The 22632-nt window shown below is 56.2% G+C and carries 18 protein-coding genes and 1 tRNA gene; 8 read left to right on the top strand and 11 right to left on the bottom strand.

The features are described 5' to 3' along the window. Window positions 1-147 precede the first annotated feature (147 nt). Window positions 148-2205 carry an excinuclease ABC subunit UvrB gene (gene uvrB / locus D777_RS05620; protein ID WP_036129428.1) on the top strand — a complete coding sequence of 686 codons (2058 nt, stop codon included), beginning with the start codon at window positions 148-150 and terminating at the stop codon, window positions 2203-2205. On the opposite strand, the gene D777_RS05615 is transcribed toward uvrB, so the two are convergent. Beyond that, the gene (locus D777_RS05615; RefSeq protein ID WP_036129626.1) at window positions 2191-3324 is read right to left on the bottom strand and encodes a GNAT family N-acetyltransferase/peptidase C39 family protein; all 1134 of its coding nucleotides are present in this window, start codon (window positions 3322-3324) and stop codon (window positions 2191-2193) included. The two genes, uvrB and D777_RS05615, sit on opposite strands and share 15 nt — an antisense overlap. 201 nt (window positions 3325-3525) lie before the next feature. Here D777_RS05615 and D777_RS05610 point away from each other — a divergent pair, with 201 nt between their 5' ends. Continuing rightward, on the top strand, window positions 3526-5025 hold the full coding sequence (locus tag D777_RS05610; RefSeq protein ID WP_036129427.1) for a RimK family protein: 1500 nt from the start codon (window positions 3526-3528) through the stop codon (window positions 5023-5025). A 16-nt stretch (window positions 5026-5041) separates the two neighbouring features. On the opposite strand, the gene D777_RS05605 is transcribed toward D777_RS05610, so the two are convergent. Beyond that, on the bottom strand, window positions 5042-6202 hold the full coding sequence (locus D777_RS05605; protein ID WP_036129426.1) for a cation diffusion facilitator family transporter: 1161 nt from the start codon (window positions 6200-6202) through the stop codon (window positions 5042-5044). Window positions 6203-6608: 406 nt separating this feature from the next. On the opposite strand from D777_RS05605, the gene D777_RS05600 reads away from it, so the two are divergent. Next, a complete protein-coding gene (locus D777_RS05600; RefSeq protein ID WP_036129425.1) occupies window positions 6609-7637 on the top strand; it encodes a quinone-dependent dihydroorotate dehydrogenase in 1029 nt (342 codons plus the stop codon). 181 nt (window positions 7638-7818) lie between these two features. Here D777_RS05600 and rmf read toward each other — a convergent pair whose 3' ends face one another. Further along, a complete protein-coding gene (gene rmf, locus D777_RS17805) occupies window positions 7819-8031 on the bottom strand; it encodes a ribosome modulation factor (RefSeq protein ID WP_081849469.1) in 213 nt (70 codons plus the stop codon). A 318-nt stretch (window positions 8032-8349) separates the two neighbouring features. On the opposite strand from rmf, the gene rlmKL reads away from it, so the two are divergent. Further along, a complete protein-coding gene (rlmKL, locus tag D777_RS05595) occupies window positions 8350-10524 on the top strand; it encodes a bifunctional 23S rRNA (guanine(2069)-N(7))-methyltransferase RlmK/23S rRNA (guanine(2445)-N(2))-methyltransferase RlmL (RefSeq protein WP_036129424.1) in 2175 nt (724 codons plus the stop codon). Window positions 10525-10670: 146 nt separating this feature from the next. Here rlmKL and D777_RS05590 read toward each other — a convergent pair whose 3' ends face one another. Together D777_RS05590 and D777_RS05585 are read right to left on the bottom strand one after the other, a co-directional pair. Further along, window positions 10671-11291 carry an outer membrane beta-barrel protein gene (locus D777_RS05590; RefSeq protein WP_036129423.1) on the bottom strand — a complete coding sequence of 207 codons (621 nt, stop codon included), beginning with the start codon at window positions 11289-11291 and terminating at the stop codon, window positions 10671-10673. Window positions 11292-11401: 110 nt separating this feature from the next. Further along, window positions 11402-11887 (bottom strand): hypothetical protein, encoded by a 486-nt coding sequence (locus tag D777_RS05585; RefSeq protein WP_036129422.1) that lies wholly within the window; start codon window positions 11885-11887, stop codon window positions 11402-11404. A gap of 121 nt (window positions 11888-12008) precedes the next feature. On the opposite strand from D777_RS05585, the gene D777_RS05580 reads away from it, so the two are divergent. Beyond that, on the top strand, window positions 12009-13298 hold the full coding sequence (locus D777_RS05580; protein ID WP_036129421.1) for a M18 family aminopeptidase: 1290 nt from the start codon (window positions 12009-12011) through the stop codon (window positions 13296-13298). A gap of 56 nt (window positions 13299-13354) precedes the next feature. On the opposite strand, the gene D777_RS05575 is transcribed toward D777_RS05580, so the two are convergent. Next, window positions 13355-13430, bottom strand: a tRNA-Asn gene (locus D777_RS05575). Window positions 13431-13555: 125 nt separating this feature from the next. Between D777_RS05575 and D777_RS05570 the strand changes: the two genes are divergently transcribed. Beyond that, window positions 13556-14455, top strand: a complete 900-nt coding sequence (locus tag D777_RS05570; RefSeq protein ID WP_227501675.1) for a YheT family hydrolase — start codon at window positions 13556-13558, stop codon at window positions 14453-14455. A gap of 10 nt (window positions 14456-14465) precedes the next feature. On the opposite strand, the gene D777_RS05565 is transcribed toward D777_RS05570, so the two are convergent. Beyond that, window positions 14466-15095, bottom strand: coding sequence for an arylesterase (locus tag D777_RS05565; RefSeq protein ID WP_036129419.1), 630 nt, complete (start codon window positions 15093-15095; stop codon window positions 14466-14468). Between the two features lie 60 nt (window positions 15096-15155). Between D777_RS05565 and D777_RS05560 the strand changes: the two genes are divergently transcribed. Further along, the gene (locus D777_RS05560; RefSeq protein WP_036129625.1) at window positions 15156-15875 is read left to right on the top strand and encodes an ABC transporter ATP-binding protein; all 720 of its coding nucleotides are present in this window, start codon (window positions 15156-15158) and stop codon (window positions 15873-15875) included. Continuing rightward, a complete protein-coding gene (locus D777_RS05555) occupies window positions 15875-18361 on the top strand; it encodes an ABC transporter permease (RefSeq protein ID WP_036129418.1) in 2487 nt (828 codons plus the stop codon). The genes D777_RS05560 and D777_RS05555 overlap by 1 nt, the downstream gene beginning before the upstream one ends. Before the next feature lie 8 nt (window positions 18362-18369). Here the strand turns inward: D777_RS05555 and D777_RS05550 are convergent, their stop codons facing one another. From D777_RS05550 to D777_RS05535, 4 genes are all read right to left on the bottom strand, one after another. After that, the gene (locus tag D777_RS05550) at window positions 18370-19143 is read right to left on the bottom strand and encodes a substrate-binding periplasmic protein (protein WP_036129417.1); all 774 of its coding nucleotides are present in this window, start codon (window positions 19141-19143) and stop codon (window positions 18370-18372) included. Between the two features lie 162 nt (window positions 19144-19305). Next, a complete protein-coding gene (locus D777_RS05545; RefSeq protein ID WP_036129416.1) occupies window positions 19306-20493 on the bottom strand; it encodes an iron-containing alcohol dehydrogenase in 1188 nt (395 codons plus the stop codon). Next, on the bottom strand, window positions 20493-21038 hold the full coding sequence (locus tag D777_RS05540) for a hypothetical protein (RefSeq protein WP_036129415.1): 546 nt from the start codon (window positions 21036-21038) through the stop codon (window positions 20493-20495). The genes D777_RS05545 and D777_RS05540 overlap by 1 nt, the downstream gene beginning before the upstream one ends. Window positions 21039-21202: 164 nt before the next feature. Beyond that, window positions 21203-22432: a M48 family metalloprotease gene (locus tag D777_RS05535; RefSeq protein ID WP_227501674.1), complete on the bottom strand. Its 1230-nt coding sequence runs from the start codon at window positions 22430-22432 to the stop codon at window positions 21203-21205. Between the last annotated feature and the right edge of the window lie 200 nt (window positions 22433-22632).

The following is a 22632-nucleotide window of genomic DNA, read 5'->3' as shown; positions in this document are numbered from 1 at the left end:
GCCGGGAAGTATTGAAAACCAATTGGTTTGGCTGAATTTCGCCCAGCCGTCGATCGCACTGATGGTATCATGAAGCCAGCAGAACGCTAAATTTCTCGATAGTCTGAGAGCTCAGACACGCTAACAACCGGAGGTTTGCCGCCCGCTATGGCAAAAAACGAGTCCAGTACAGCCAAAGAAGGCGTTTTCAGGGTCGATTCGCCCTATAAACCGGCGGGCGACCAGCCCAAAGCGATCGAGGGGCTGGTGGATGGTATCCAGTCTGGGCTCGCCCACCAGACACTTCTTGGTGTTACCGGGTCGGGCAAGACGTTCACCATCGCCAATGTGGTTCAGGAGATTCAGCGGCCAACCATCATCATGGCGCACAACAAGACCCTGGCGGCCCAGCTTTATGGGGAGTTTCGCGAGTTTTTCCCGGACAACGCCGTCGAGTACTTTGTTTCCTACTACGACTATTACCAACCAGAAGCCTATGTGCCGTCTTCAGACACGTTTATTGAGAAGGATGCGTCGATTAACGAGCACATTGAGCAGATGCGGTTATCGGCGACCAAGGCGCTGCTGGAGCGGCCAGATGCCATCATTGTCGCTACGGTCTCGTCCATCTACGGTCTGGGTGACCCTCAATCGTATCTGAAGATGATGCTGCATCTGGATCGCGGCGATCAGATCGATCAGCGGTTCATCCTGCGTCGCCTGGCGGAGCTGCAATACACCCGCAACGATATTGAGTTTCACCGCGCCAACTACCGGGTGCGGGGGGATGTGATTGATGTGTTTCCGGCGGAATCGGAGCGGGAAGCCATTCGCATCGAACTGTTTGATGACGAGGTCGAAAACCTGAGCTATTTCGACCCGTTGACCGGCGAGGTCCTGCGTCGCGTGCCCCGTGTGACGATCTATCCGAAATCTCACTATGTCACGCCGCGTCAGACGGTTCTGGACGCGACAGAAAAGATCAAAGTCGAGCTGGATGAGCGCTTGCAGCAGCTCCGGGATAACAATCGGCTGGTTGAAGCCCAGCGACTTGAGGAACGTACCCGTTATGACATTGAGATGATGTTGGAGCTGGGCTATTGCAACGGTATCGAAAACTATTCCCGTTACCTCTCGGGCCGCAAGCCCGGCGAGGCACCGCCGACGTTGTTTGACTACCTGCCTCCCAATGCATTGCTGGTTGTCGATGAGTCCCACGTGACGATTCCTCAAATCGGTGCGATGTACAAGGGCGACCGTTCCCGGAAGGAAACGCTGGTGGAGTATGGGTTCCGGTTACCATCCGCGCTGGACAACCGGCCTATGCGTTTTGAGGAATGGGAACGGATCGCGCCGCAGATGATCTTCGTTTCGGCAACGCCCGGCAAATACGAGGGTGAGCACGCCGGACAGGTGGTGGAGCAGGTGGTCAGGCCCACCGGCTTGCTGGATCCCGAGATCGAAGTTCGGCCGGCCTCCACCCAGGTTGACGATCTGTTGTCCGAAATCCGGGCCCGCGTAGCGGTACAGGAGCGGGTACTGGTGACTACTCTGACCAAGCGCATGGCGGAAGATCTGACCGACTTCCTGATGGAGCATGACATCAAAGTACGATACCTGCACTCCGATATCGATACCGTCGAACGAGTCGAGATCATTCGGGATCTTCGCCGTGGCGAATTTGATGTCCTGGTCGGGATCAACCTCCTACGGGAAGGTCTGGATATGCCGGAAGTGTCGCTGGTGGCGATTCTGGATGCGGATAAGGAAGGCTTCCTGCGTTCCGAACGTTCACTGATCCAGACCATTGGCCGGGCTGCGCGGAATGTGAACGGTAAAGCGATTCTCTATGGTGACCGGATCACCGGCTCAATGCAGACCGCCATCGACGAAACCGAGCGCCGCCGTGCCAAGCAGGTTGCCCACAACGAAGAACACGGCATTACGCCCAAGGGACTGGACAAGAAAATCGCCGACATCATGGAGGGGGCGGCCGGCGGTGGCCGTGGTCGTCGCAAGGCCGAGCGCCCCGGTCAGAAAGCGGCAGAGGAGGCGGAAGCCTACCGGGTCAAGGCCGGCAACCAGTCTCCGGAAGAGGTGTTGAAGAAAGTCTCGCAGCTTGAGGATGATATGTATAAAGCGGCCTCCGAGCTGGATTTCGAAACTGCGGCAAGGCTCCGGGATGAGATCTCCGAGCTCAAGGAAGCTGCCTTACGTACCGGCTGATTCCTGGTCCCGTTTCGGCCCGAGAATGACGGCAGCCTGCAGAGGTTGTGCGCCGCCGTATCGGGACATTTTCCCGAACACCTTTCTGTCCACGGGGAGATATTGCTTGTCGGCTACCGTTTCGCCAGCAGCCGTATCGACTTCGGGATCGTGCAGGTAAACAAACTGCTTGTCCATGGCGCACACCGTTACCCAGTGGGGCACCCGGCTGCGATTGAGTTGCCAGGTACTGATCAGGATGATCGGTATTTTACCGGCGTGCAGGGCTGCTTCCATGTTCTCCAGTGTTAACGGTTCATGGTGGATCTGAATGTCGGCCTCACGAATGTCATGCATGAACCCCTCGTGGACCAGTTCGAGCACTTTCTTCTTATCCGGGTTCCTGACGGTGTCTCGGAACAAAGGCCCTTCCTTGCTGATCCAGACCTCGGTCTGAAAACCCCGGTTCCAGCCGGCAAGAGCAAGACCATGAGGGCCGCAGCCCCCGTGGCCTGCAAGCATGAAGATGGTGGTTGCCTCGCGCCATATCCTGAGCTCATCCAGGCTCGACAGGGGTTGTTGTTCGTCGAGTGCCGCCATAGCCATGAGCAAGGCGGCGGGGCCGCATGAGAAGTCGGTCGTTTGGGGGTAATAGGGCACCTTCAGAAAATGCCTGGAAGGCTCGTAGAACAGTATCCGACGCTCAAATCGCAGGGCATCTCCGTGATCCTCGTAATAATCGCGGTAGGTGCCGAATTGTCGGTAGCCCAGGCGTTGGTAGAGTCTGATCGCTGGGGCATTATCTTCCCGAACTTCCAGACGCATGATAATCCTTCCCGCCTCAGCCGCCTCCATCTCCGCTTGTCGAACGAGGAGTTCGGCAGAGCCATGGCCCCTGGCCTCCGGGACTACGGCAATAGAGTAGATGCGCGCGAGTCTTGTAGCGGCGTTCATCAGCACCAGGCAGTAGCCGATCAGCTCGTCCGCCAGGGTGGCAACGATCAGGCGATCCCTTGGCATTTCAATAAACCGTCGGAAGCTCCGGCGAGAAATTCTGTCTTCCGAAAAGCAACGGTTTTCGAGACGTTCGAGGGCGGTCAGGTCGGATTGAACGGCCGTGCGGAGCTGAAGTTCAGACATATAGGATTGGACCATGGGCAGTGTCTGTGGGCGGCTCAGGAGAGAGGCTCCCCAAAGCGCTATTATGGTAGACATCCCGATTTGTACAAACGGCCGTGGCATGCGTAAAAGCACGCATCTGAGGATAATTGTACCGCGTGCGCCGCAGGCGTATTGTTGCGGAAAATTACACCGGATTACCCATCAGGGAGGCGTGGCCGGATGTCTCGATTGCTTATTGTGGTTGACCGTGTGAAGGACTGGGCGCCGTATTATCCAAGTGATGATGTGCTCACGTTCGATCAGTACCTCCAGTTCTCGTCACCAAGTACCGGTCGGGTCCGGGTTATCAATCTTTGCCAAAGCGCCAGATACCTGAGCCAGGGTTATTATTGCTCATTACTGGCTGAGGCTCGTGGCCATCATGTTGTCCCGTCCGTGCTCACCCTCAACGATCTTGGGCGAAAGGGGCTGTTTTCGCTGGAGCTTGAAGAGCTTGATTCCAGCGTTGTGAACTGGCTGGAAGCGTCGGGAGCCGCCATCGACCCGGCCAGTGACGATCGTGATGCGACCCATGAAGTGAGAATCCGCACCTATTTTGGTCAGGCCGAGCAACCGGAACTCAAACCAGTCGCCCGGGCTTTGTTTGAACGATTTCCTTGCCCGATTCTCAACGTGGTCTTCAAGCGTCGTAAACAATGGCAGATAGAATCGATGCGCCCGGGGGCTCCGTCGGACCTTGATGAGCATGAGCAGGATCTGTTCGCCGCAGCGTTTGACGGGTTCAGCAGTATGGTCTGGCGCAAACCCAGAACCAGGCGCCGTTACCGCTTTGATTTGGCTGTGCTGGTGAACCCCGAGGAGGACATGCCGCCCAGTGATCAGGTTGCGCTGAAGCGTTTCGAGAAAGCAGGCCGTAAACTCGGTATCAACGTCGAGCAGATTACCCGTCGGGATTACATGAGATTGCCTGAATACGACGGTTTGTTTATTCGTGAGACCACAGCGATTGATCACCATACCTACCGATTTGCCCGCAAGGCCGACGCCGAGGGCATGGTGGTGATTGATGATCCGGCATCGATTCTGAAATGCACGAACAAGGTGTTTCTTGCGGACCTGCTCAAGAACAACAAGGTTCCGACACCGAAAACGATGATCCTTTCGAAGGACAGAAAAGAGGCTGCTGATCAGGTGATGGAGGAAATTGGCTTCCCGGTCGTCCTGAAGATACCGGACGGTGCCTTCTCGCGAGGTGTCACCAAGGCGGAAAACGAAGCGTCACTGCGTGCCGGCCTGAGGGCACTGTTCAAACAGTCTGCACTGGTACTGGCGCAGGAGTATCTATACACCGATTACGATTGGCGCATTGGGGTACTGGGTGGGCGGGCGATCTATGCCTGCAAATATATGATGGTCAAAGGGCACTGGCAGATCTACCAGCATGGCGATGCCTCCATTGAAAGCGGGGATTTCGAAACCCTGCCCACGTATGAGGTGCCGAAGAATGTCATCCAGGCGGCTTTGAATGCAACGCGATTGATCGGCAATGGATTATATGGGGTGGACATCAAACAGTCCGGAAACCGGGTCGCCGTGATTGAAGTGAACGACAACCCCAGCATTGATGCCGGGGTGGAAGATCGGTTCCTTGGCGGGGAACTCTACACCCTGATCATGCAGGAGTTTCTGTCGCGGATGGAGGAAAAGCGGCGCCGATAACGCCGCTCTGAAACCGTCAGGGGCGGGCTTGCCACACCCTGGCGCTGCCATACCATTCCCGGTCGCCCAGCTGCTCCCGGATGTGCTCTGCGGTCAGTTGATCGTTGGAGTCCGGTGAATCCAGGAACAGCTCCAGATGAACCTTACCTTTGAGGTAATGAAGCCGGAGCCGGCTGTCGGCAGGCAGCTCGCCAAGCGTATCCGAGAGCGTTTGACGAACTTGCTCACGGGAAGGCAGTTCCTCGGTGGTGTGGGGCTGGTTTTCGTCATTTTCGGCATCAATATGGAAGTTGATGTCCCGAATGTTCTCGAGAGCGCCCCGCATTCCAGATACCACCTGAATGCCAATCTGATGGCCTTCGGACACACTGATGTCCGGCCTTACCACGAGATGGACATCCAGCAGGATGTCATGGCCCATCCGTCTGCTGCGTAGTTCGTGGACATTCCGGACGCCATCCGTGTTCCTGGCAATGTCCTTGAGCATCTGTGTGTCTTCAGGCGAAAGGCCGGTGTCGACCAGTTCCTTGACGCTGTCCCAGGTGAAGGTCCAGCCAATGTGAATAATGATGATGGCAATCACGACTGCCGCGAGCACATCCAGCCAGATGTAACCGAGCATGGCGCCGGCGGTGGATACCAGGACCACCACGGATGAAAATGCGTCAGTGCGGCTGTGCCAGGCGTTGGCGATGATCAGGTCTGAACGAATGCGCTCGCCCACGTGCCGGGTGTAGCGGTAGATCCACTCCTTGCTGAGCACGGAAATGGCTGCCGCAACCAAAACTGGCCATCCCGGAACAATGGTCGCTTCGCCGGCAACGAGCCTTAGTGTGTTTTCCCAGGCCAATGCAGCACCGACAGCAATCAGGATGCTGCCCAGCAGCAATGTGCCGAAGGTTTCGATACGCTGGTGGCCATACGGGTGGTTGTCATCGGGCTCCTGTCTGGACACGCGCATGACCCCCAGGACCACAAGATCCGATGCAACGTCACTGAAAGAGTGAATGCCATCGACAATCAATGCCTGCGAGTGGAAAAGTGCACCTGCGATGACCTTTATGACACCAAGGACGGCATCGAGAATCATCCCGATGATGGTTACGCGGGACGCCTCTCGCATTTCTGCAGCCAGGTTGTTTCGGGTTTGCTCAGTCGGGGATAGCGGTTCTTCCATCCTGGAACTCCGGGAGGTGGATCAGATTTGCCAGTATAACCGTAATGTAAGCCCTTGTGAGGCGGTCTTTGAGCGCAATATCTGGCTATTTTATGCACATGGTTGCACTCGTGTGACCATGTAACAGTTTGTTGCGTTTACTGAGAAAAAATAGCTGGACAAACATAACTCATTGAAAATAAAGAAAAATAAAACTGATCAAAAAATAACCAATCTGTAGAGTGGCGCAGTTATCAAGGGATAGCAAACGTTGCCCCTCAATTTTCAACAGGGTTATCCACAGAATCCGTGGAAAAGGTCACGGGATCTTAATCATACAGTCATTTAAAGCTGATTCAGGCTTCCATCGGGATGCTGTGGAAAACTTCCGGTATACTCCGCTCACCTGATGTAGAGGAGTGATCTGATGTACGGCGTAATCCGCAATCTTCTGTTCCGTTTGCCGCCGGAGCAGGCCCATAACCTGGCACTGAATGGTCTCGATGTCGCAAACCGGATGGGTTTGTTGTCAGCGTTTACGCCGAAAATTGAGGCATTGCCGGTCAATGTTATGGGGCTGGACTTTCCGAATCCGGTGGGGCTGGCTGCGGGACTGGATAAAAACGCCGATCATCTCGATGCTCTTGGGGCTCTCGGATTCGGATTCATCGAAGTGGGGACGGTGACGCCGTTGGCCCAGCCGGGTAACCCTAAGCCGCGAATGTTCCGGTTACCGGAACACCAGGCCATCATCAATCGAATGGGGTTCAACAACGAAGGGCTGGATCATCTGTTGAACCGGGTAGAGCGTCGAAAGTATTCGGGTGTTCTTGGCATCAATGTCGGCAAGAACAAGAACACGCCGAACGAGGAGTCCGAGTCCGATTACCGCAAGGGCATCCACGCCGTATACGATCATGCGGATTACATCACGGTCAACGTTTCCTCGCCGAATACTCCGGGGCTCAGGGATCTGCAGTTCGGCGATTCCCTGAAGGGACTGCTGGAAGCCATAAAGGATGAGCAGAGCAAGTGCGAGTCTGAGTTCGGGCGTTACGTGCCGGTGGCGGTAAAAATCGCTCCGGATATGGACGATGACGGTATCCGCTTTGTGGCCAATGCCCTCCGGGAAACCGGGTTGGACGGCGTGATAGCAACCAACACGACGATTGATCGCGAGGCCGTGACTGGTCATCGCCATGCGGGTGAAGCGGGTGGATTAAGTGGGGCTCCAGTTCGTGCTCCGTCTCTGCGCGTCATTGAAGGGCTCTACGCTGAACTGGGCGAGTCGTTACCGATTATTGGCGTCGGCGGTATCACCGATGGTGAAAGTGCCGCGGAGAAAATTCGCGCCGGCGCTAAGCTGGTACAGATCTATACGGGCTTTATTTACCGCGGCCCTGAGCTGATCAGAGAAGCGGTTGAAGCGATCAGAGAGGTCAAAAAAGGCGCCTGAGGAATATGAGTGGGCCAGAAAGAAGGTGGGCCCGCTTAGCGGGCCCGAGCGGGGAATAAACCCCGTGGCGCTTCTTCGCATGATACGGGGCGGGAGGCCCCGTTTGGGTTGCTCTTTTTACTGCGTCAAATTGTGTATTGAAAGATCAGATCAAGATCCGGGGTTGTTGAATTCAGGCCCCTCATGGAGAGGTGACGTTGGAAAGTTTATGGATGCCGGAGACGCCGGTCATTCCCTCCCAGTTATCGGTGCGGCCCTCTCGCCACCCGTTTAGCCATTCCTGGCGAACCTCCACTTGTTCAATAGGGCAGCTGTCTTTAGGTTTTCCGGAAACTCCGGCGAGGTAACCCCGTTTGTATGCACGAGCGTACATGTCTCTTTTCTGTCTTTTCATGCCGTTCCTCACTGATGGATTAACAGAACAAGCGTGTACACATCTGCCGTAGCTGCGACATGTGAGGCCTCTCGGGGACAACCCACTATTGTCAGTTCAAGCCAGAGCAGTCAGGATCCTGTTAATGGAAGCTTTCCAGCTTCCAGAACGACGCGTCACCTACAAGGTAAGTCGAATCTCGCGTCGGTGTACACTAATTATTTCATCTATGTGATGCTTTTCTTATAGTTGTGTGAAATAAAAAGAATGGCGGCTTGTGCGAATTCAGCCGCCATTCCAGAAACTTACCCGGAATACCTGATCAACCAGGAGTCGAACTTGTCCAAGTCTGTCTTTTTTGTAACCTGCCCCAAGGGTGTCGAGTACGTCCTGGCGGATGAACTGAGTACGTTTGGATTGGTTCCGGTACGCAATGCGCCTGCGGGTGTCTGGGTGGAAGGCTCGTTGGAGGCGGGCTATCGGGCCTGTCTGTGGTCCCGGTTGGCGAATCGCGTGATTCTTCACATTGCCGAGGTCAACGCCAACAGCGGGGATCAGCTGTATGACGGTGTGGTGCATCTGGACTGGCAGCAACACATTCCCGTCGATGGCAGCTTCCGGGTGACCTTTCTGGGCCAGAGCGACGCCATCCGTAATACCCAGTTTGGTGCTCAGCGGGTGAAGGACGGTATCGTCGATCGCTTTCGCACCAGCGGTGGCCTGCGCCCCTCGGTCGATGCCAAGAACCCCGACATTATCGTCTCGGCAAGGCTGAACCGTGGACGACTTTCCCTGGGTATTGATCTGAGTGGCCACAGTCTGCACATGCGAGGCTACAGGACAGACAAGGGTATTGCTCCTCTCAAGGAAAACCTCGCTGCTGCCTTGTTGATGCGGGCCGGGTGGCCTGAGATCGCCGCCAGTGGCGGCGATTTTGTCGACCCGATGTGTGGCTCCGGGACGTTAGTGATTGAAGCGGCCCTGATGGCGCTGGACCTTGCGCCCGGTCGGAAACAGGAAAAATTCGGGTTTGAGAAATGGCCTGGTCACCAGCCGGAACTCTGGCTTTCGTTGCGTCAGGAGGCCGAGCGTCGAGCCCACGAAGGCAAGCAGGGCAGGATCCCGAAATTTGCCGGCTTCGATCAGGACAGCCGGGTGATTGCCACTGCCTGGAAGAACATTCAACGGGCAGGACTTGAGGGGGTGGTTCACGTTGAGAGCCGGCCGGTTGCCGATCTTCAACTTGAGGGCGACTGGTCTCAAGCCGGGTTGGTGCTGACCAATCCGCCTTACGGTGAGCGTCTGAGTGAGCGCAAGGAATTAGGGGGCTTGTACCATTCCCTTGGTGATGCGGTTAAACAGGCGGTACCGGGCTGGCGTCTTGGTGTGTTCACCGGCGCCCCCGAGTACGGAAAATCCATTGGTTTACGAAGTTACAAGCAGTACCGGTTGTTTAACGGAAAGCTGCCGGCCCAGCTTCTGCTGTTCGAAATCAATGACGCCAACGCTATGACGCCGCGGGAGCCGGATGTGCCGGGGCAGATCACGCCGAGGATTCGCAATCAGGAACGGGCGGACATGCTTCGAAACCGGCTGAAGAAGAATCTGAAGACCGTTGGCCAGTGGGCACGCAAGCAGGGAATTGGGTGTTACCGGCTCTACGATGCGGATATGCCGGAGTTTGCGCTGGCTATTGATATCTATGAGGGCAAAGTGCATGTGCAGGAATACGCGGCCCCGAAGTCGGTAGACGAGCGCGCCGCTCGGGAAAGGCTGGCGGAAGCGCTGGCGGTGATCCCGGATGCTCTGGGGATTGAGCGGGATGAGATGGTCTGTAAGCAACGTCAGCGGCAGGCCGGAGCCAATCAGTATGAGAAGCAGGGGGCGACGGGAGAGTTCTTCGAGGTCCACGAGCACGGTTGCGTGCTTAAGGTGAACCTGAAGGACTATCTGGATACAGGTTTGTTCCTGGATCACCGTCCGGTACGTCATTGGATTCAGGATCATGCCGCCGGCAAGCGGTTCCTGAATCTGTTCTGTTACACCGGTGCGGCCACGGTACACGCTATGGTGGGCGGAGCCAGTCGTTCACTGAGTCTGGATATGTCCAAAACCTACGTTGGCTGGGCTCAGGATAATCTGGCGTTGAACGGTGCCGACCGTAAGAAGCATCGCGTGGAGCAGGCGGATTGTCTGGCCTGGCTGGCGGCGAAGCCGGCTCAGAATGAGGTGTTTGATCTGATTTTCATGGATCCGCCAACGTTCTCCAATTCGGCTCGCATGGCGGGTGTTCTGGATATTCAGAAGGACCATGGGACGCTGATTCGTCAGGCGATGGGGCGGTTGTCATCCGATGGCTTGCTGATTTTTTCGAATAATTTCCGCCGGTTTAAGCTGGATGAGGCGCTGGAGTCGGAGTTTGACGTGGTTGAGGTGTCGCGCTCGACGATTGATAAGGATTTTCAGCGGAATCAGAAGATTCATCGGTGCTGGCATATTCGTCACTCAGGTTGAATCGAGTGTCGGCCATCTCACCAGGCCACCCCGGAACCGCTACGAGCACATCCATGTGCGCTTGAGTGGCGCCGTCCTTGGCGCCACACATTCCAGGGCGGCCTGGTGAGATGGCCTCGCCCGGACCCAGGTAAATAGCCTGCTTTCTAGAACTCGTAACGTAGTCCGCCTGAGAACTGGAAGGTGTTAACGTCACTTCCGGTGTCTTTGAACAGCTTTCCGCCCTCGAACACCAGAAAGGTGTCATCCATCACCTCGAAATCCATGCCGGCCACCCAGCTGACGCTGAAGCCGCTGTCCGGGAATTCGCCCTCAAGGTCCTGGAACTGACGGTTAGCGTCGGCACCCGGGTTTTCGAGTGTGGCTTCGCCGCTGATGAAGGAGAAGCCGAACTGGCCGTAAATGTTGGAGTAGTCGGTGATCGGGTAGTGCAGTCCGATGTACCAGCTGGCGAAGTAGTCGACGGCGAGGGTCAGGTTGCTCTCCGGCACTTCGGCGTCTTTGAAGCCGCCGCCGGCGCGGAGTTCGGCGTGGAATAGGTCGGTGATGTGTCCGCCTACGATGAGGGTGCCAGCGCTCCCCCAGGCAGCCTCGTTGGTTTGCTCGCCGATGGTGCGGTGATTGAGTGCGGTGACCATCAGGCCGATGTAGTGCTTGTCTGCACGCGGTTTTTCTTCCGCAAGGGTGTCGTTGGCTGCGAGCAGGGGAATCAAGAATAAGGGGAGGGACCTGGCGGCCGTCCGGATTTTTCGCACTACGTAGCTCATTGTTATCGGGTTTCCTGACGTGGGCGGTTACGGGCAGATTCTGCCTTGTGTAACCGTTTGTTACGTCGACCCGTGTCACACTTCCCTGTGCCGGTTCTGGTCCTCCGGGGTCAGTCTTGTTGCATCAGGCCTTCTTCCCGCGCCAGGAGGAGTAGGGCATAGACGCCGTTCTCCGGTAGTTGGGGCTCCAGGCCTTCGTCGATCATGATTTGTCGACGGCGGTCCTCAAGGGTTTCCCGGTCGAGGTCGGTGATCAGTTCGGAAATCGAGGCGAGTTCGAACGGCGGTTCGTGGCCCACGGCGCTGAAGATCAGGTCAATCAATACGTCGTCCGGGTCCAGTCCATCCACGTAGACGGTCTGGTCCGGGAGGTCTTCGTGGAGTTCGCGGACGATTTCCAGCAGTGGCACACCTTGCTCATCCAGGTAGCGCTGGTCGAGGTCTGGCAGCTCGCCGTCTTCGGGCATCCAATCGTCTTCCGGTGTGATCACGACGGTTTTCATGCGGCCGTCGCTGAGTGACCAGGCCATGGCGACGGGAACGAGTGTGGTGTCGGTCTGGCAGTATTCGATGTCTAGGAAGGTGGGTAGTTGCACGCTGGGCTCCGGCACTGGATTCGTTGGGTGGCATTTCATCGGTAATGTCCGCCGGGCCGGTAGGAGGCTGGCGGGCTTCATGCCATACTGTTGAGGCAATTATCATTCAATCAGGGACATCATGGAACACGCTGAATTTAACAAAGGTTTGCTGAAGTTTCTGGATGCATCGCCAACGCCCTGGCATGCGGTTGCATCAATGAAGAGCCGGCTGGATGCTGCGGGCTTTCAGGAATTGAACGAGCGGGATGACTGGGCTCTGGAGTCCGGTTCCGGTTACTACGTCATTCGCAATGGCTCCTCCATTGTCGCATTTCGCACCGGCAAGAACGATGTGTCTTGTTCCGGCATTCGCATGGTCGGTGCGCATACGGACAGCCCCTGCCTGAAGGTGAAACCAAATCCGGAACTGCGCCGACAGGGTTTTTACCAGCTCGGTGTCGAGGTGTACGGCGGCGTATTGCTGAACCCCTGGTTTGATCGGGATCTGTCCCTTGCCGGCCGTGTTACCTATCTTGATGACCAGGGAGAGGTGCGGGATACGCTGGTGGATTTCCGTAAGGCCGTGGCGTTTATACCCAGTCTTGCCATACACCTCGATCGCGAGGCGAACAGCAACCGAACGGTGAATGCCCAGACCGATCTACCGCCGGTGATGATGCAGGTGCCGGAGGACGATACCACAAGCTTCCACGATTTGCTTCGTCAGCAGATGAGCGATGAGAGCGGCGTGAAGGCACGCAAGGTGTTGGGTTACGAGCTGAGCTTCTACGACGCCAATGGTGCTTCGTTTGTAGGCCTGCGGGATGAGTTCATTGCCTCAGCGCGGCTGGATAACCTGCTGAGCTGCTTCATTGGTCTTCAGGCGCTGCTTAGCACGTCGGGTGACGAAGCGGCGCTTCTGGTCTGCAACGACCATGAGGAAGTCGGTAGTGTCTCGGCAGAGGGGGCGCAGGGCCCATTTCTGACCGCGGTTCTCGATCGTTGGTGTGGTGCAGGCAAGGCCAGAGCGATCGCTGGCTCAATGATGATCTCCGCGGACAACGCCCATGGGATCCATCCTAACTACATGGACAAGCACGATGAGAATCACGGGCCGCTGCTCAATCAGGGGCCGGTGATCAAGATCAACCATAACCAGCGTTATGCCACCAACAGTCGGTCGGCGGCGGTTTACCGTCACATCAGCGACGAACTGGGGCTGCCGCACCAGTCGTTCGTGGTGCGAAGCGACATGGGGTGTGGCAGTACCATTGGACCGCTAACAGCGGGGAATCTCGGGGTGACAACGCTGGATATTGGTGTGCCGCAGTTCGGGATGCATTCGATTCGGGAAATGATTGGTGCAGAAGACAGCCTCACGCTGTTCAGGGTGCTGACCGAATTTATGCAGCGGAAGAAGATTTTCTGAGGCAAGAAACGAAAAATGCCGCGGCTTCGTATGAAGTAGCGGCATTTAGAAATAAGTGGCTCCCCGAGCTGGGCTCGAACCAGCGACAAACGGATTAACAGTCCGTTGCTCTACCAACTGAGCTATCGGGGAACAGCATCAATCAAGATGGCGCGCATATTAAGCACTTTATCTTGTGGGGTCAACCCTCTGAATTGAAAGGTTAAAAATTGTACTACAGACCGCCTCCCTGGTTACGTAACGGGCATGTGCAATCCGTGTGGCCTACCTTGTTCCGCAAGGTGGAAATGGTGGCACCGAGCCCGGAAGTCATTGCGACGGATGATGAGGACGAACTGCATCTGGACTGGTACCGGCAAGGCAGTAACCGTTTGGCCATCGTCTCCCATGGGCTCGAGGGGCACAGCCGCCGCCCGTATGTGCTTGGATTGACCCGCGCGTTGCTGAGTGACGGCTGGGATGTTCTGGCCTGGAATTTCCGCTCTTGTGGCGGTGTCATGAATCTGCAGCCACGTTTCTATCACAGCGGTGCAACGGAAGATCTTGAGCGGGTGGTCAATCACGCATTGAGCAAGGCCTATGACACCCTGTTTTTGTCAGGGTTCAGCATGGGTGGGAACCTGACCTTGCTGTATCTCGGGCAGCAGAGTGAGCAGGTAGATAGCCGGATTTGTGGAGCCATCGCTTATTCCGTTCCTTGTGATCTGGCCGGCAGTGCTGACGTGCTGGCAAAACCCAGCCGGAAAATTTACATGCAGCGTTTCCTGAACGATCTTTACGGGAAAATGAAAGAAAAGTCCGAGATTTTTCCCGATGTTGTCGATGTAGGTGGGTTTGAAACTATTCGCAATTTCCGGGAATTTGATGACCGTTACACTGCTCCTTTACACGGGTTTGCAGATGCTGAAGATTACTGGGCCCAGTGCTCTGCCCTCGGGCGCCTGCGTGACATTCGGGTGCCGGCTCTGATGTTGAATGCAGCTGATGATCCGTTCCTCTCGGATCAATGTTTTCCGGACGATCAAACAAAGTTGGGCGCCCACGTCAGTTTGGAGGCGCCCCGATGGGGAGGGCATGTCGGCTTCGTTGAGCATGCCCGTGATGGCTACTACTGGTCGGAGAGACGAGCCATCGCGTTCCTCCAGAACCTGGTGTGACGCGGAGCGGTTAATGCAGTATCGGCTCGAGCACAGGCCAGACGTTGTTCAATAGTATTGGCTGAGCTTCGACCGTGGGATGGATTCCGTCATCCTGCATGAGTCCCTCCTGATCGTAAACTCCGTCCAGAAAGAAGGGAACCAATTCGGTGTCGTACTGGTCGGACAGTTTCGGGAAGATATCTGCAAACATGGAGGTATAGCGTTGGCCATAGTTCGGGGGTATCTGCATGCCGACGAGTATGGTCAGGGCGCCGGAGTCCTTGGCCTGGCTGATCATCGAGGCCAGGTTGGATTCGATGACGTTTGGTGGGAATCCACGCAGGCCATCGTTGCCGCCAAGTTCAATGATGACAACGTCCGGTGAATGCTTTTCCAGAAGGCCTGGAAGGCGCCTGGCGCCGCCGTCTGTTGTTTCGCCGCTGATGCTGGCGTTAACCACCTGCCATTGCTTGTACCCGTTGTTCGCAAGTTTTTCTTTGAGCAACTCCACCCAAGCGGTTTCAGACGGAACGCCGTAGGCGGCGCTGAGACTGTCACCCAGCACCAGTAGCGTGCTCTGGTTGGAGAGCGCGGGTGTGGTAAAGACGACGCAGAGAAGGATCAGAATTGATCTGGCAGACTTCAGTGCCGTATGCATAAAGACTATGGTTACCCTATTAAGTTCAACGCCTTGGGAACGGGAGAATCCGTGAATCAGATGACTGATTTCAATGCCGGACAGCCGCAGCCGATGCTGCGAGTCAGCAACTTGACCCATCGGGTCAGCCTTGAAACCGATACGCTGACGATCTTGAAGGGGGTCAACCTGGAAATCAATCGCGGAGAGTCCGTAGCGATCGTCGGGCGCTCCGGGTCCGGCAAAACCACGTTGCTGGGACTGCTGGCTGGCCTTGATACGCCCAGCGAGGGCGCGGTGGAGTTGGACGGTGCCCGTATCAGTGAATTTGGCGAAGACGAGCGGGCGAAGCTGCGGGCCAGTCGGGTCGGCTTCGTGTTCCAGTCGTTTCAATTGCTTCCTGCCATGACCGCCCTTGAAAATGTCATGCTCCCGCTGGAACTGGCCGGCATCGAGAACCCGGAGGCTCGTGCCCGGGAACTTCTGGGGCGGGTCGGGCTTGAAGAGCGTTTGAACCACACACCCCGGCAATTGTCTGGCGGCGAGCAGCAAAGGGTGGCCATTGCTCGTGCCTTTGCCTCCGATCCTGTGGTTCTGTTCGCCGACGAACCCACGGGTAATCTAGACAACCGCACGGGCCATGCGGTATCGGATCTTTTGATGGCCCTCAATCGGGAGCAGGGCACCACGTTGGTTATGGTGACCCATGATGAGCACCTGGCCGCTCGCTGCGGGCGCCAGTTCAGCATCGAGGCCGGCGAATTGACAGAACCGTCGCCGGCACAGGAGGCGGCTGACTGATGGCTGCTGCCAGAAAACTCATGTCGGTGCGTCGTGACTGGCGCGAGCGGGACGTTCGGGTAGTACTTGCGGCACTGATCATCGCTGTTGCTACCGTTGCGACCATTGCCTTGTTCGCCGGCCAGTTGCAGCGAACGTTAGTATCGTCTGCCAGCTCGTTTCTTGCAGCTGATCGTCAGTTAGAAGCCGAAAATGGTCGGGAAATACCCTCGGGCTGGTTAACCGAAGCCCGATCGCGGGGGCTTGAAACGGGGCGTATGGTGGAATTTTCCACCATGGTGTTTGGTGCCGAGAACTTCCAGCTTGTGTCGGTGAAGGCGGTCAGCGATGAATACCCGCTGCGAGGCCAGATTGAGGTACAGGAAGACCCCGACGGAGCGAGACAACTCGTCGCTCAAGGGCCGGGCCCCGGAGAAGTATGGATCAATCCCAGATTGTTGCGTCTGCTTAATATGAGCATCGGAGATTCCCTGGAAGTGGGGAACCGCAACCTCCGGGTCTCAGGCTTGTTGATCCGGGAGCCAGACGGCGGTTTTCGACTGTCGGCCCTGGCGCCCAGAATCATGATGCACGCAGATGACGTTGCTTCCACCGGCGTGATCCAGACCGGTTCCCGAGTGGAATACGTCTATTTGTTCGCCGGATCGGATGACGCGTTGGAGGGCTATTACCGGTGGCTGGAACCCCAGCTTGAGCCGAGCCATGAATGGGAAAGCGTTCAGGACGGGGAAACCTTCTCACGCTCGTTACAGCGTGCAGAGCGCTTCCTTCTGCTTGGTGGCAGTCTTGCCGTGTTGCTCGCTGCGGTCGCGGTTGCCGTCGCGAGCCGTCAGTATTCTCTGGCTCAGAGGGACACGGTCGCGCTGCTGAAGACGCTCGGGGTTCGCAGTCGGGGAATTGGCCAACTTTATCTGCGACGGCTTGCGCTGTGGGGAATAACCGGGGTCGTAGCCGGTCTGGCGTTAGCCCTGCCGCTATTCTGGTTGCTGACGCGACTGTTGAGTGAGCTACTCGAGCGACCGGTGGATCTTTATCTGGAACCGTCGGCGTTGGCGCCGGCGCTTCTAACAGCGGTTGTCTCGTTGTTTGCCTTTGCCTATCCGCCAATACGTCGCCTTCGCAATGTCCCCGCCATGAGGGTGCTCAGGAGCCAGCCCGGAGAGAGTGGCCGAGAAGCGATACCGGACATGTTGGTGGCAATCATCGCGGTGTTTGGCTTGGTGTGGCTGTACGCCGGCGAACTGGGTCTGGTTATATCCCTGCTCGGTGGGCTAGGTTTGTTGCTCGGCATTCTGGCCCTGCTGGGTTGGGTTCTTGTGGCGGCGCTGCGGAAGGTGCGCGGTGGTGGTAATGCCTGGAGGCTGGCCCTGGTTGGGCTCTACCGACATCGTCGTGCCAGCCTGTCGCAGATTGCTGTCTTCGCAATGACGCTCATGCTTGCTGCCACTCTGATTCTGGTGAGGACCTCCTTGCTGGATGACTGGCAGGCGCAGCTGCCGGACGATGCCCCCAACCATTTCCTGATTAACATAGCGCCGGACTCCGTGGGTGACGTCAGTCGTTTCTGGAGTGAACAAGGGCACGATCTCGAGCACCTATACCCGATGGTGCGAGGCAGGTTGACCGGGCTTAATGGTCAGCCGGTGAAAGAAGCGGTGAGCAAGGACGAGCGTATCAATGCACTCAATCGCGAACTGAACCTCACATGGATGCCTGAGCTACCACAAGACAACGAGATTGTGCAGGGCGCCTGGTTCAATCCTGAGCAGACTCGTGGTGTCTCGGTTGAGGCGGAGCTGGCAGAACGTCTCGGTCTGGCGATCGGTGATGAACTGACGTTCACCATAGGGTCCAGCAAAGTCACCGAGCCGGTGACCAGCATTCGCACCGTGCAATGGGACAGCATGAAGCCCAATTTCTATATGGCGTTTCCACCCGGTGGCGGGCTGACGGACATGCCGGCCACGTGGATAACCAGTTTTTATCTACCCGGGGACGATAAAACCGCTCTGAATGCGTTTTCCCGACGTTTCCCAACGGTGTCGGTGCTCGAGATCGACCACATCATTGACCGGATACAGCAGATCGTTCAGCAGGTCACCCAGGCCATTGAAGCAATTCTGGCTCTCATTCTTGCGGCTGCCTTAGTGGTGATGGCTGCTGTGGTCAGCGCGACATTGCAGGATCGCCAGCGCGAGGGCGCTTTGTTGCGGACACTCGGCGGGAGACAGTCGCTCCTGGTGCGTAGCACGATGCTTGAATTTGCCTTGCTGGGCGGGTTTGCCGGTGTGCTTGGTGTTGCCTCGGCAGAGGCTGCAGTGTGGGCACTTCAATTCGGAATGTTTGAAGGGGAATTCGGGTGGCACTGGCAGGTTGTCGTGCCAATTCCCCTGATTAGTGCGCTTGTGCTTGCCCTGTTCGGCCGCTGGCAGCTGAGACCTGTGCTAAGGGTGTCACCCATGCTGCTGTTGCGGCGTCTTGAGTAACCGCGGGCTTATTTGTACTTCGCGAGAATGGCATTCAGTTCGCCATTCTCGCGAATTTGGCGAAGCTCCTGGTTGAACCGATCTACGAAGTCCTGGTTTCCCTTGCGTACCATGACCCGGTACCCGAACTCGCTGATGTTCGCCTCGGAAATGTTGAACTCATTCCGATGGCCATGATTCTTCAGGAACCACTGGCCGACGAGGCGATCAGCCACGGCAATGTTGTAGTGGTTGTCGTGAAGGACAAAGGTGAACATGTCCTGGTCGCGGGGAACGTCAAAGCGTTGTATGTCTCCGGTCTCGAAGTAGGGATCCAGCATTGGATAGATATATCCAAGATGAGTCACGACCGTTCGTGTAATCAGATCCTTGGGCGATTCATAGGTCAGGTTCAGTGCCTCACGGGAAAAAATCACCTCTTCGACGTTTACAACCGCGTCGGTAAAAAGGAATTTCTCCGGGTCTTTCGTCCACTCCCTGGCCCTCGGCGTGCCGTCAATAAATCCCTCAGAAAGCATCGAATCCACACGTTTTCGGGGGATCTTATGTGGAACAACCGTGTATCCCATGCGATCTACGATCAGGGAAACAACGTCCCACATGATACCGGAGGGGGATGTCTGATCCACGATCAGATAAGGTGGATAACCATTGGGGGACACGTTAAATCGAAACTGCTTGTCGTTACCGGGTTCGGCACTGGCAATGCCGGAGCACAACAATATCAGGAGTGTTGCAACGGAAGAAAACAGAGCGGGTCTGGAAGAGAGGAGGTTTTTCATCTACGCACGCGTCTGATGTTGGATGGATCGTTACCCGGCTACCTCCTTGCCAGAATCTACTGCATTCTTGCCCGTTCTCGGCGGGAATTCAAGTACCTGGCGAATCAGTGTGTAAGTGAATGTTACAGGCAGGGGGCCAGGCTCCGGCCCCCTGACGACGAATTATGACCAGGCGCGACGAAGCACTGCTCGGGCATCTTCCAGACTGACTTCCCGGGGATTGAACATGATTGAACCGTCATCCAGTGCCACTTCAGCAATATGATCCAGTTGGCTTTCCTCGACCTTGCCAGTCTCTTTGAGGGTGCGAGGCAACTGGCAACGCTTGTACAGCTGGTCCCGGAGTTTGCGGATAGCAGAAATGCTCGCCTCTGCGCGCCGGCTCGCGGGTGTAGTGGCATAGACCTCGGGGCCTTCCAGATACAGCAGCAGTTCTCCCAATGGTTCGCGGATAGATTCCAGATTGAACTCAAGCACGTAGGGCAGGTACAGGCTCATGCACAGGCCATGGGGAAGATGGCAAACCGCACCGGTGGCATGGCCCAGGGAATGTACCAAACCTACCATGGAGTTGGAGAACGCAATGCCCGCCATGGTAGAGGCTTGAGCCAACTCCAGACGACCATCTGTGTCTTTGGGGTTGTCCATCACCGCAAGCAGAGATTGACTCACCTTCTTCACAGCGGCTGTGGCGTAGGCATCGCTCAATGGGTTCTTCGCCATGCAGGTGAAGGCTTCCGTGGCATGGGTTAGCGCATCCATTGCTGTTGCAGCGGTAATATGAGGCGGTAACGTCAGCGTCATGCGAGGGTCGATAACTGCCGCGTTAGGCAGCAGGAAAGACGAGGTGAACGGCAGTTTCACGCCTTTGGCTTCGTCGGTGATGACGGCGACAGCCGTGACCTCTGAGCCGGTCCCGGCAGTGGTCGGAACCACAAAGAATGGCTTCAGCGGGTGTTTGAGAATACCGGCGCCGCTGTACTTGGCGATATCATCGCCACCCTCGGAGACTAGGATGTTGACCGCTTTACCGGTATCGATGGCTGAGCCACCTCCAATCGCAATAATCGAATCGCATTTTTCGGATCGATACACACCGGCAATGTCACGGACCACTGACGTGGAGGAGTCCGGAGGGACGTCGTCATAAATGGTCACGATTTCCAGCCCACTCTCCTCGCAGGCGGCAATGACGGGCTCAAGCAGGCCAGCTGCGCGAACGCCTTTATCTGTGATGATCATCGGTCGCTTGGCGGCGAGCCCGGCCAACTCGTAAGGCATGTGCTCTAGCGCAGCTTTGCCGGCAATGACTTTCACCGGGCAGAAGAACTCATAGTATTTGTTAGTCATTATGGTCTCACCGTCTCGACAAAGTTAGTTGCTACTTTCAGATAAATCCGGGCTGCGCTAACCAGTTTTTCTGGCAGGTGCAGGTTTTGTGGGTATTCCTTCACTGCCCGTTCAGCGACAAGCTTGGGCAAAATGAACGACTCCAGGCGATTGAGAACACGGGTCATGCGCACAGCGTAACTGACGTCACCATCCACCAGCATGCGGTCGTTGGCGAAAGCCACAGAGGTTTTCTCCTGGAATGACAGCACGAGAAACGCATGAGCGATATGTTTGAACTGAATGGACAGATCCACGGGTCTGGGAGCGTTGTCACCGTGATAACGGAATCGGCCGAGGCCGGTGTGTTCCACAATCATGCTGGGGCCATTCGGCATAACCATCATTTCAAAAAGGAAGCCTTCCGGTAGCACCTGGGCTTCCTCTTTTACCTCACTGTCCACTTCGCTGACCGCCTGCAGGGCTCTGCCCATGACCTGGAACATGAGTTCCACGTACAGGCGGCGGGCGTGGAAAATCATAGGTTGGATACGTTTCGCTAGCATCGCCGTCATCCGTTCGTTGTTGGTATATTCTGATTTTTAGAGTTAATGCTCTAAATGTCAATGTAAGCTCTGACAAATGCTCTGCGTCATGTTGGCAAATAGATGGCGTAGTCGAAAAAAAGGCCGGTAAGCGTGGCTTTACCGGCCTTTGGGTGTTGGTAGGTTTACTGAGTCAATTGGGCAAGTTTACGTTTGGCCTCTTCTGCGGTGTCACCTCCCGCTTCAGCGACCTGGGTGTAGTAGGCGATGGCATCGTCGCGTCGATTCTGTTTTACCGCAATATCCCCAAGTCGGAGGTAAGCGATGGATGTGGGTACGACCTCATTTGCCCGGGAGAGATTATCTCTGGCTTTCTCCAGTTGGTTCTGTTTCAGGGCTGTCAGACCGTTGTACAGGCGGTATTCGAACATCTCCGGGTAGAGAGAGACCGCTTTGTCAAAGTCTGCAGCGGCCTTATCTGTTTTGTTCAGCTCTTCGTATATTCTCCCCCTCAGGGAGTAAAACATGGCCTCGTCAGGCGCGATCCGGATTGCTTCATTGACCTTGGACAACGCGCCGTTGAAGTCACCCTCGGATGCGAGCTTCCGGGCAGCATCGTGGGCATCATAGGCTGGTTGGAGTTTGCGGAGGGTTGCAAGCTTACGGTCGAACACCTCTTTCCCGCGATAACCGCCTGAGCCAATCTTATTGACGAGCTTCTGGTTTTCCTCAACCCGTTTGGCTGATGGGGGATGGGTCGCGAACAGGCCTTCGATGAAGCTGCTCTCACGGCCTTGGGAAAGCGTCAGGAAGATTTCCTGAAGTTCAACGGCAGCAGCCGGGTCGTATCCGGCCTTTTTCATGTACAGGATGCCGTAATGATCTGACTCAAGTTCGTCCCCCTGACCATATTGAGCCAGAGCCAGTTGCGAGCCCAGTGCGGCTCCGCCCATGATCAGGCCGGCCCACTCATTGTCTGAAAGCGCCATACCGAGGCCCGCAACGCCAGCACTTATGATCATGCCGCTCTGCATGCGCTGCACGCTATGGCGCGCGGCGGCATGGACAATCTCATGTCCGATTACCGATGCCAGTTGAGCTTCATCTTCAAGCTTGGTCAGCAAACCCCGATTGACGGCAATCTTCCCACCGGGCAATGCCCAGGCGTTGGGAACGCTGTTGTTCAGCACCACAAATTCATAAGGAAGGTCTGGTCGGTCACTGACCCTGGCGAGCTTTTCACCGATCTGTCGCACGTACAGCGTCAATTCCGGGTCGATGTAAAACTGACCGCCCTGGGTTTGTTGGGTCGGGGCATATTGCTCAGCTCCCATCGACAGTTCCTGGCTCTCCGGGATCAACGACAGTTGCTGTTTGCCGGTGACCGGATTAACAGCACAGCCAGTTAAAGACATAATTAAAATAACTGCTGCGACGAACTGATGTTTAAAGGTTTTTGCCACACCTAACTCCATTTTTTGCGTTTCCATTTTCGGCCATGTTCGGCGAACTTGATCGGCTCCATCATGTGAGCTTTATAACATATGTTTACGCGTCTTTGAGTGGCTAAACATCCCCAGGATTCTGGTGACCAATGCGCCCATGGCGTATCATA

This window comes from Marinobacter nitratireducens (genome assembly GCF_000708045.1).
GTDB lineage: Bacteria > Pseudomonadota > Gammaproteobacteria > Pseudomonadales > Oleiphilaceae > Marinobacter > Marinobacter nitratireducens.
The sequence above is the reverse complement of the archived record's forward strand: the minus strand, read 5'-3'. Positions and strand labels throughout refer to the sequence as shown.

Excerpts from the sequence above, each read along its gene's own strand:
- uvrB (WP_036129428.1), top strand. The coding sequence starts at position 148 with ATGGCAAAAAACGAGTCCAGTACAGCCAAAGAAGGCGTTTTCAGGGTC.
- D777_RS05615 (WP_036129626.1), bottom strand. The coding sequence starts at position 3,324 with ATGTCTGAACTTCAGCTCCGCACGGCCGTTCAATCCGACCTGACCGCC.
- D777_RS05610 (WP_036129427.1), top strand. The coding sequence starts at position 3,526 with ATGTCTCGATTGCTTATTGTGGTTGACCGTGTGAAGGACTGGGCGCCG.
- D777_RS05605 (WP_036129426.1), bottom strand. The coding sequence starts at position 6,202 with ATGGAAGAACCGCTATCCCCGACTGAGCAAACCCGAAACAACCTGGCT.
- D777_RS05600 (WP_036129425.1), top strand. The coding sequence starts at position 6,609 with ATGTACGGCGTAATCCGCAATCTTCTGTTCCGTTTGCCGCCGGAGCAG.
- rmf (WP_081849469.1), bottom strand. The coding sequence starts at position 8,031 with ATGAAAAGACAGAAAAGAGACATGTACGCTCGTGCATACAAACGGGGT.
- D777_RS05590 (WP_036129423.1), bottom strand. The coding sequence starts at position 11,291 with ATGAGCTACGTAGTGCGAAAAATCCGGACGGCCGCCAGGTCCCTCCCC.
- D777_RS05580 (WP_036129421.1), top strand. The coding sequence starts at position 12,009 with ATGGAACACGCTGAATTTAACAAAGGTTTGCTGAAGTTTCTGGATGCA.
- D777_RS05565 (WP_036129419.1), bottom strand. The coding sequence starts at position 15,095 with ATGCATACGGCACTGAAGTCTGCCAGATCAATTCTGATCCTTCTCTGC.
- D777_RS05560 (WP_036129625.1), top strand. The coding sequence starts at position 15,156 with ATGACTGATTTCAATGCCGGACAGCCGCAGCCGATGCTGCGAGTCAGC.
- D777_RS05555 (WP_036129418.1), top strand. The coding sequence starts at position 15,875 with ATGGCTGCTGCCAGAAAACTCATGTCGGTGCGTCGTGACTGGCGCGAG.
- D777_RS05550 (WP_036129417.1), bottom strand. The coding sequence starts at position 19,143 with ATGAAAAACCTCCTCTCTTCCAGACCCGCTCTGTTTTCTTCCGTTGCA.
- D777_RS05545 (WP_036129416.1), bottom strand. The coding sequence starts at position 20,493 with ATGACTAACAAATACTATGAGTTCTTCTGCCCGGTGAAAGTCATTGCC.
- D777_RS05540 (WP_036129415.1), bottom strand. The coding sequence starts at position 21,038 with ATGCTAGCGAAACGTATCCAACCTATGATTTTCCACGCCCGCCGCCTG.
- D777_RS05535 (WP_227501674.1), bottom strand. The coding sequence starts at position 22,432 with ATGTCTTTAACTGGCTGTGCTGTTAATCCGGTCACCGGCAAACAGCAA.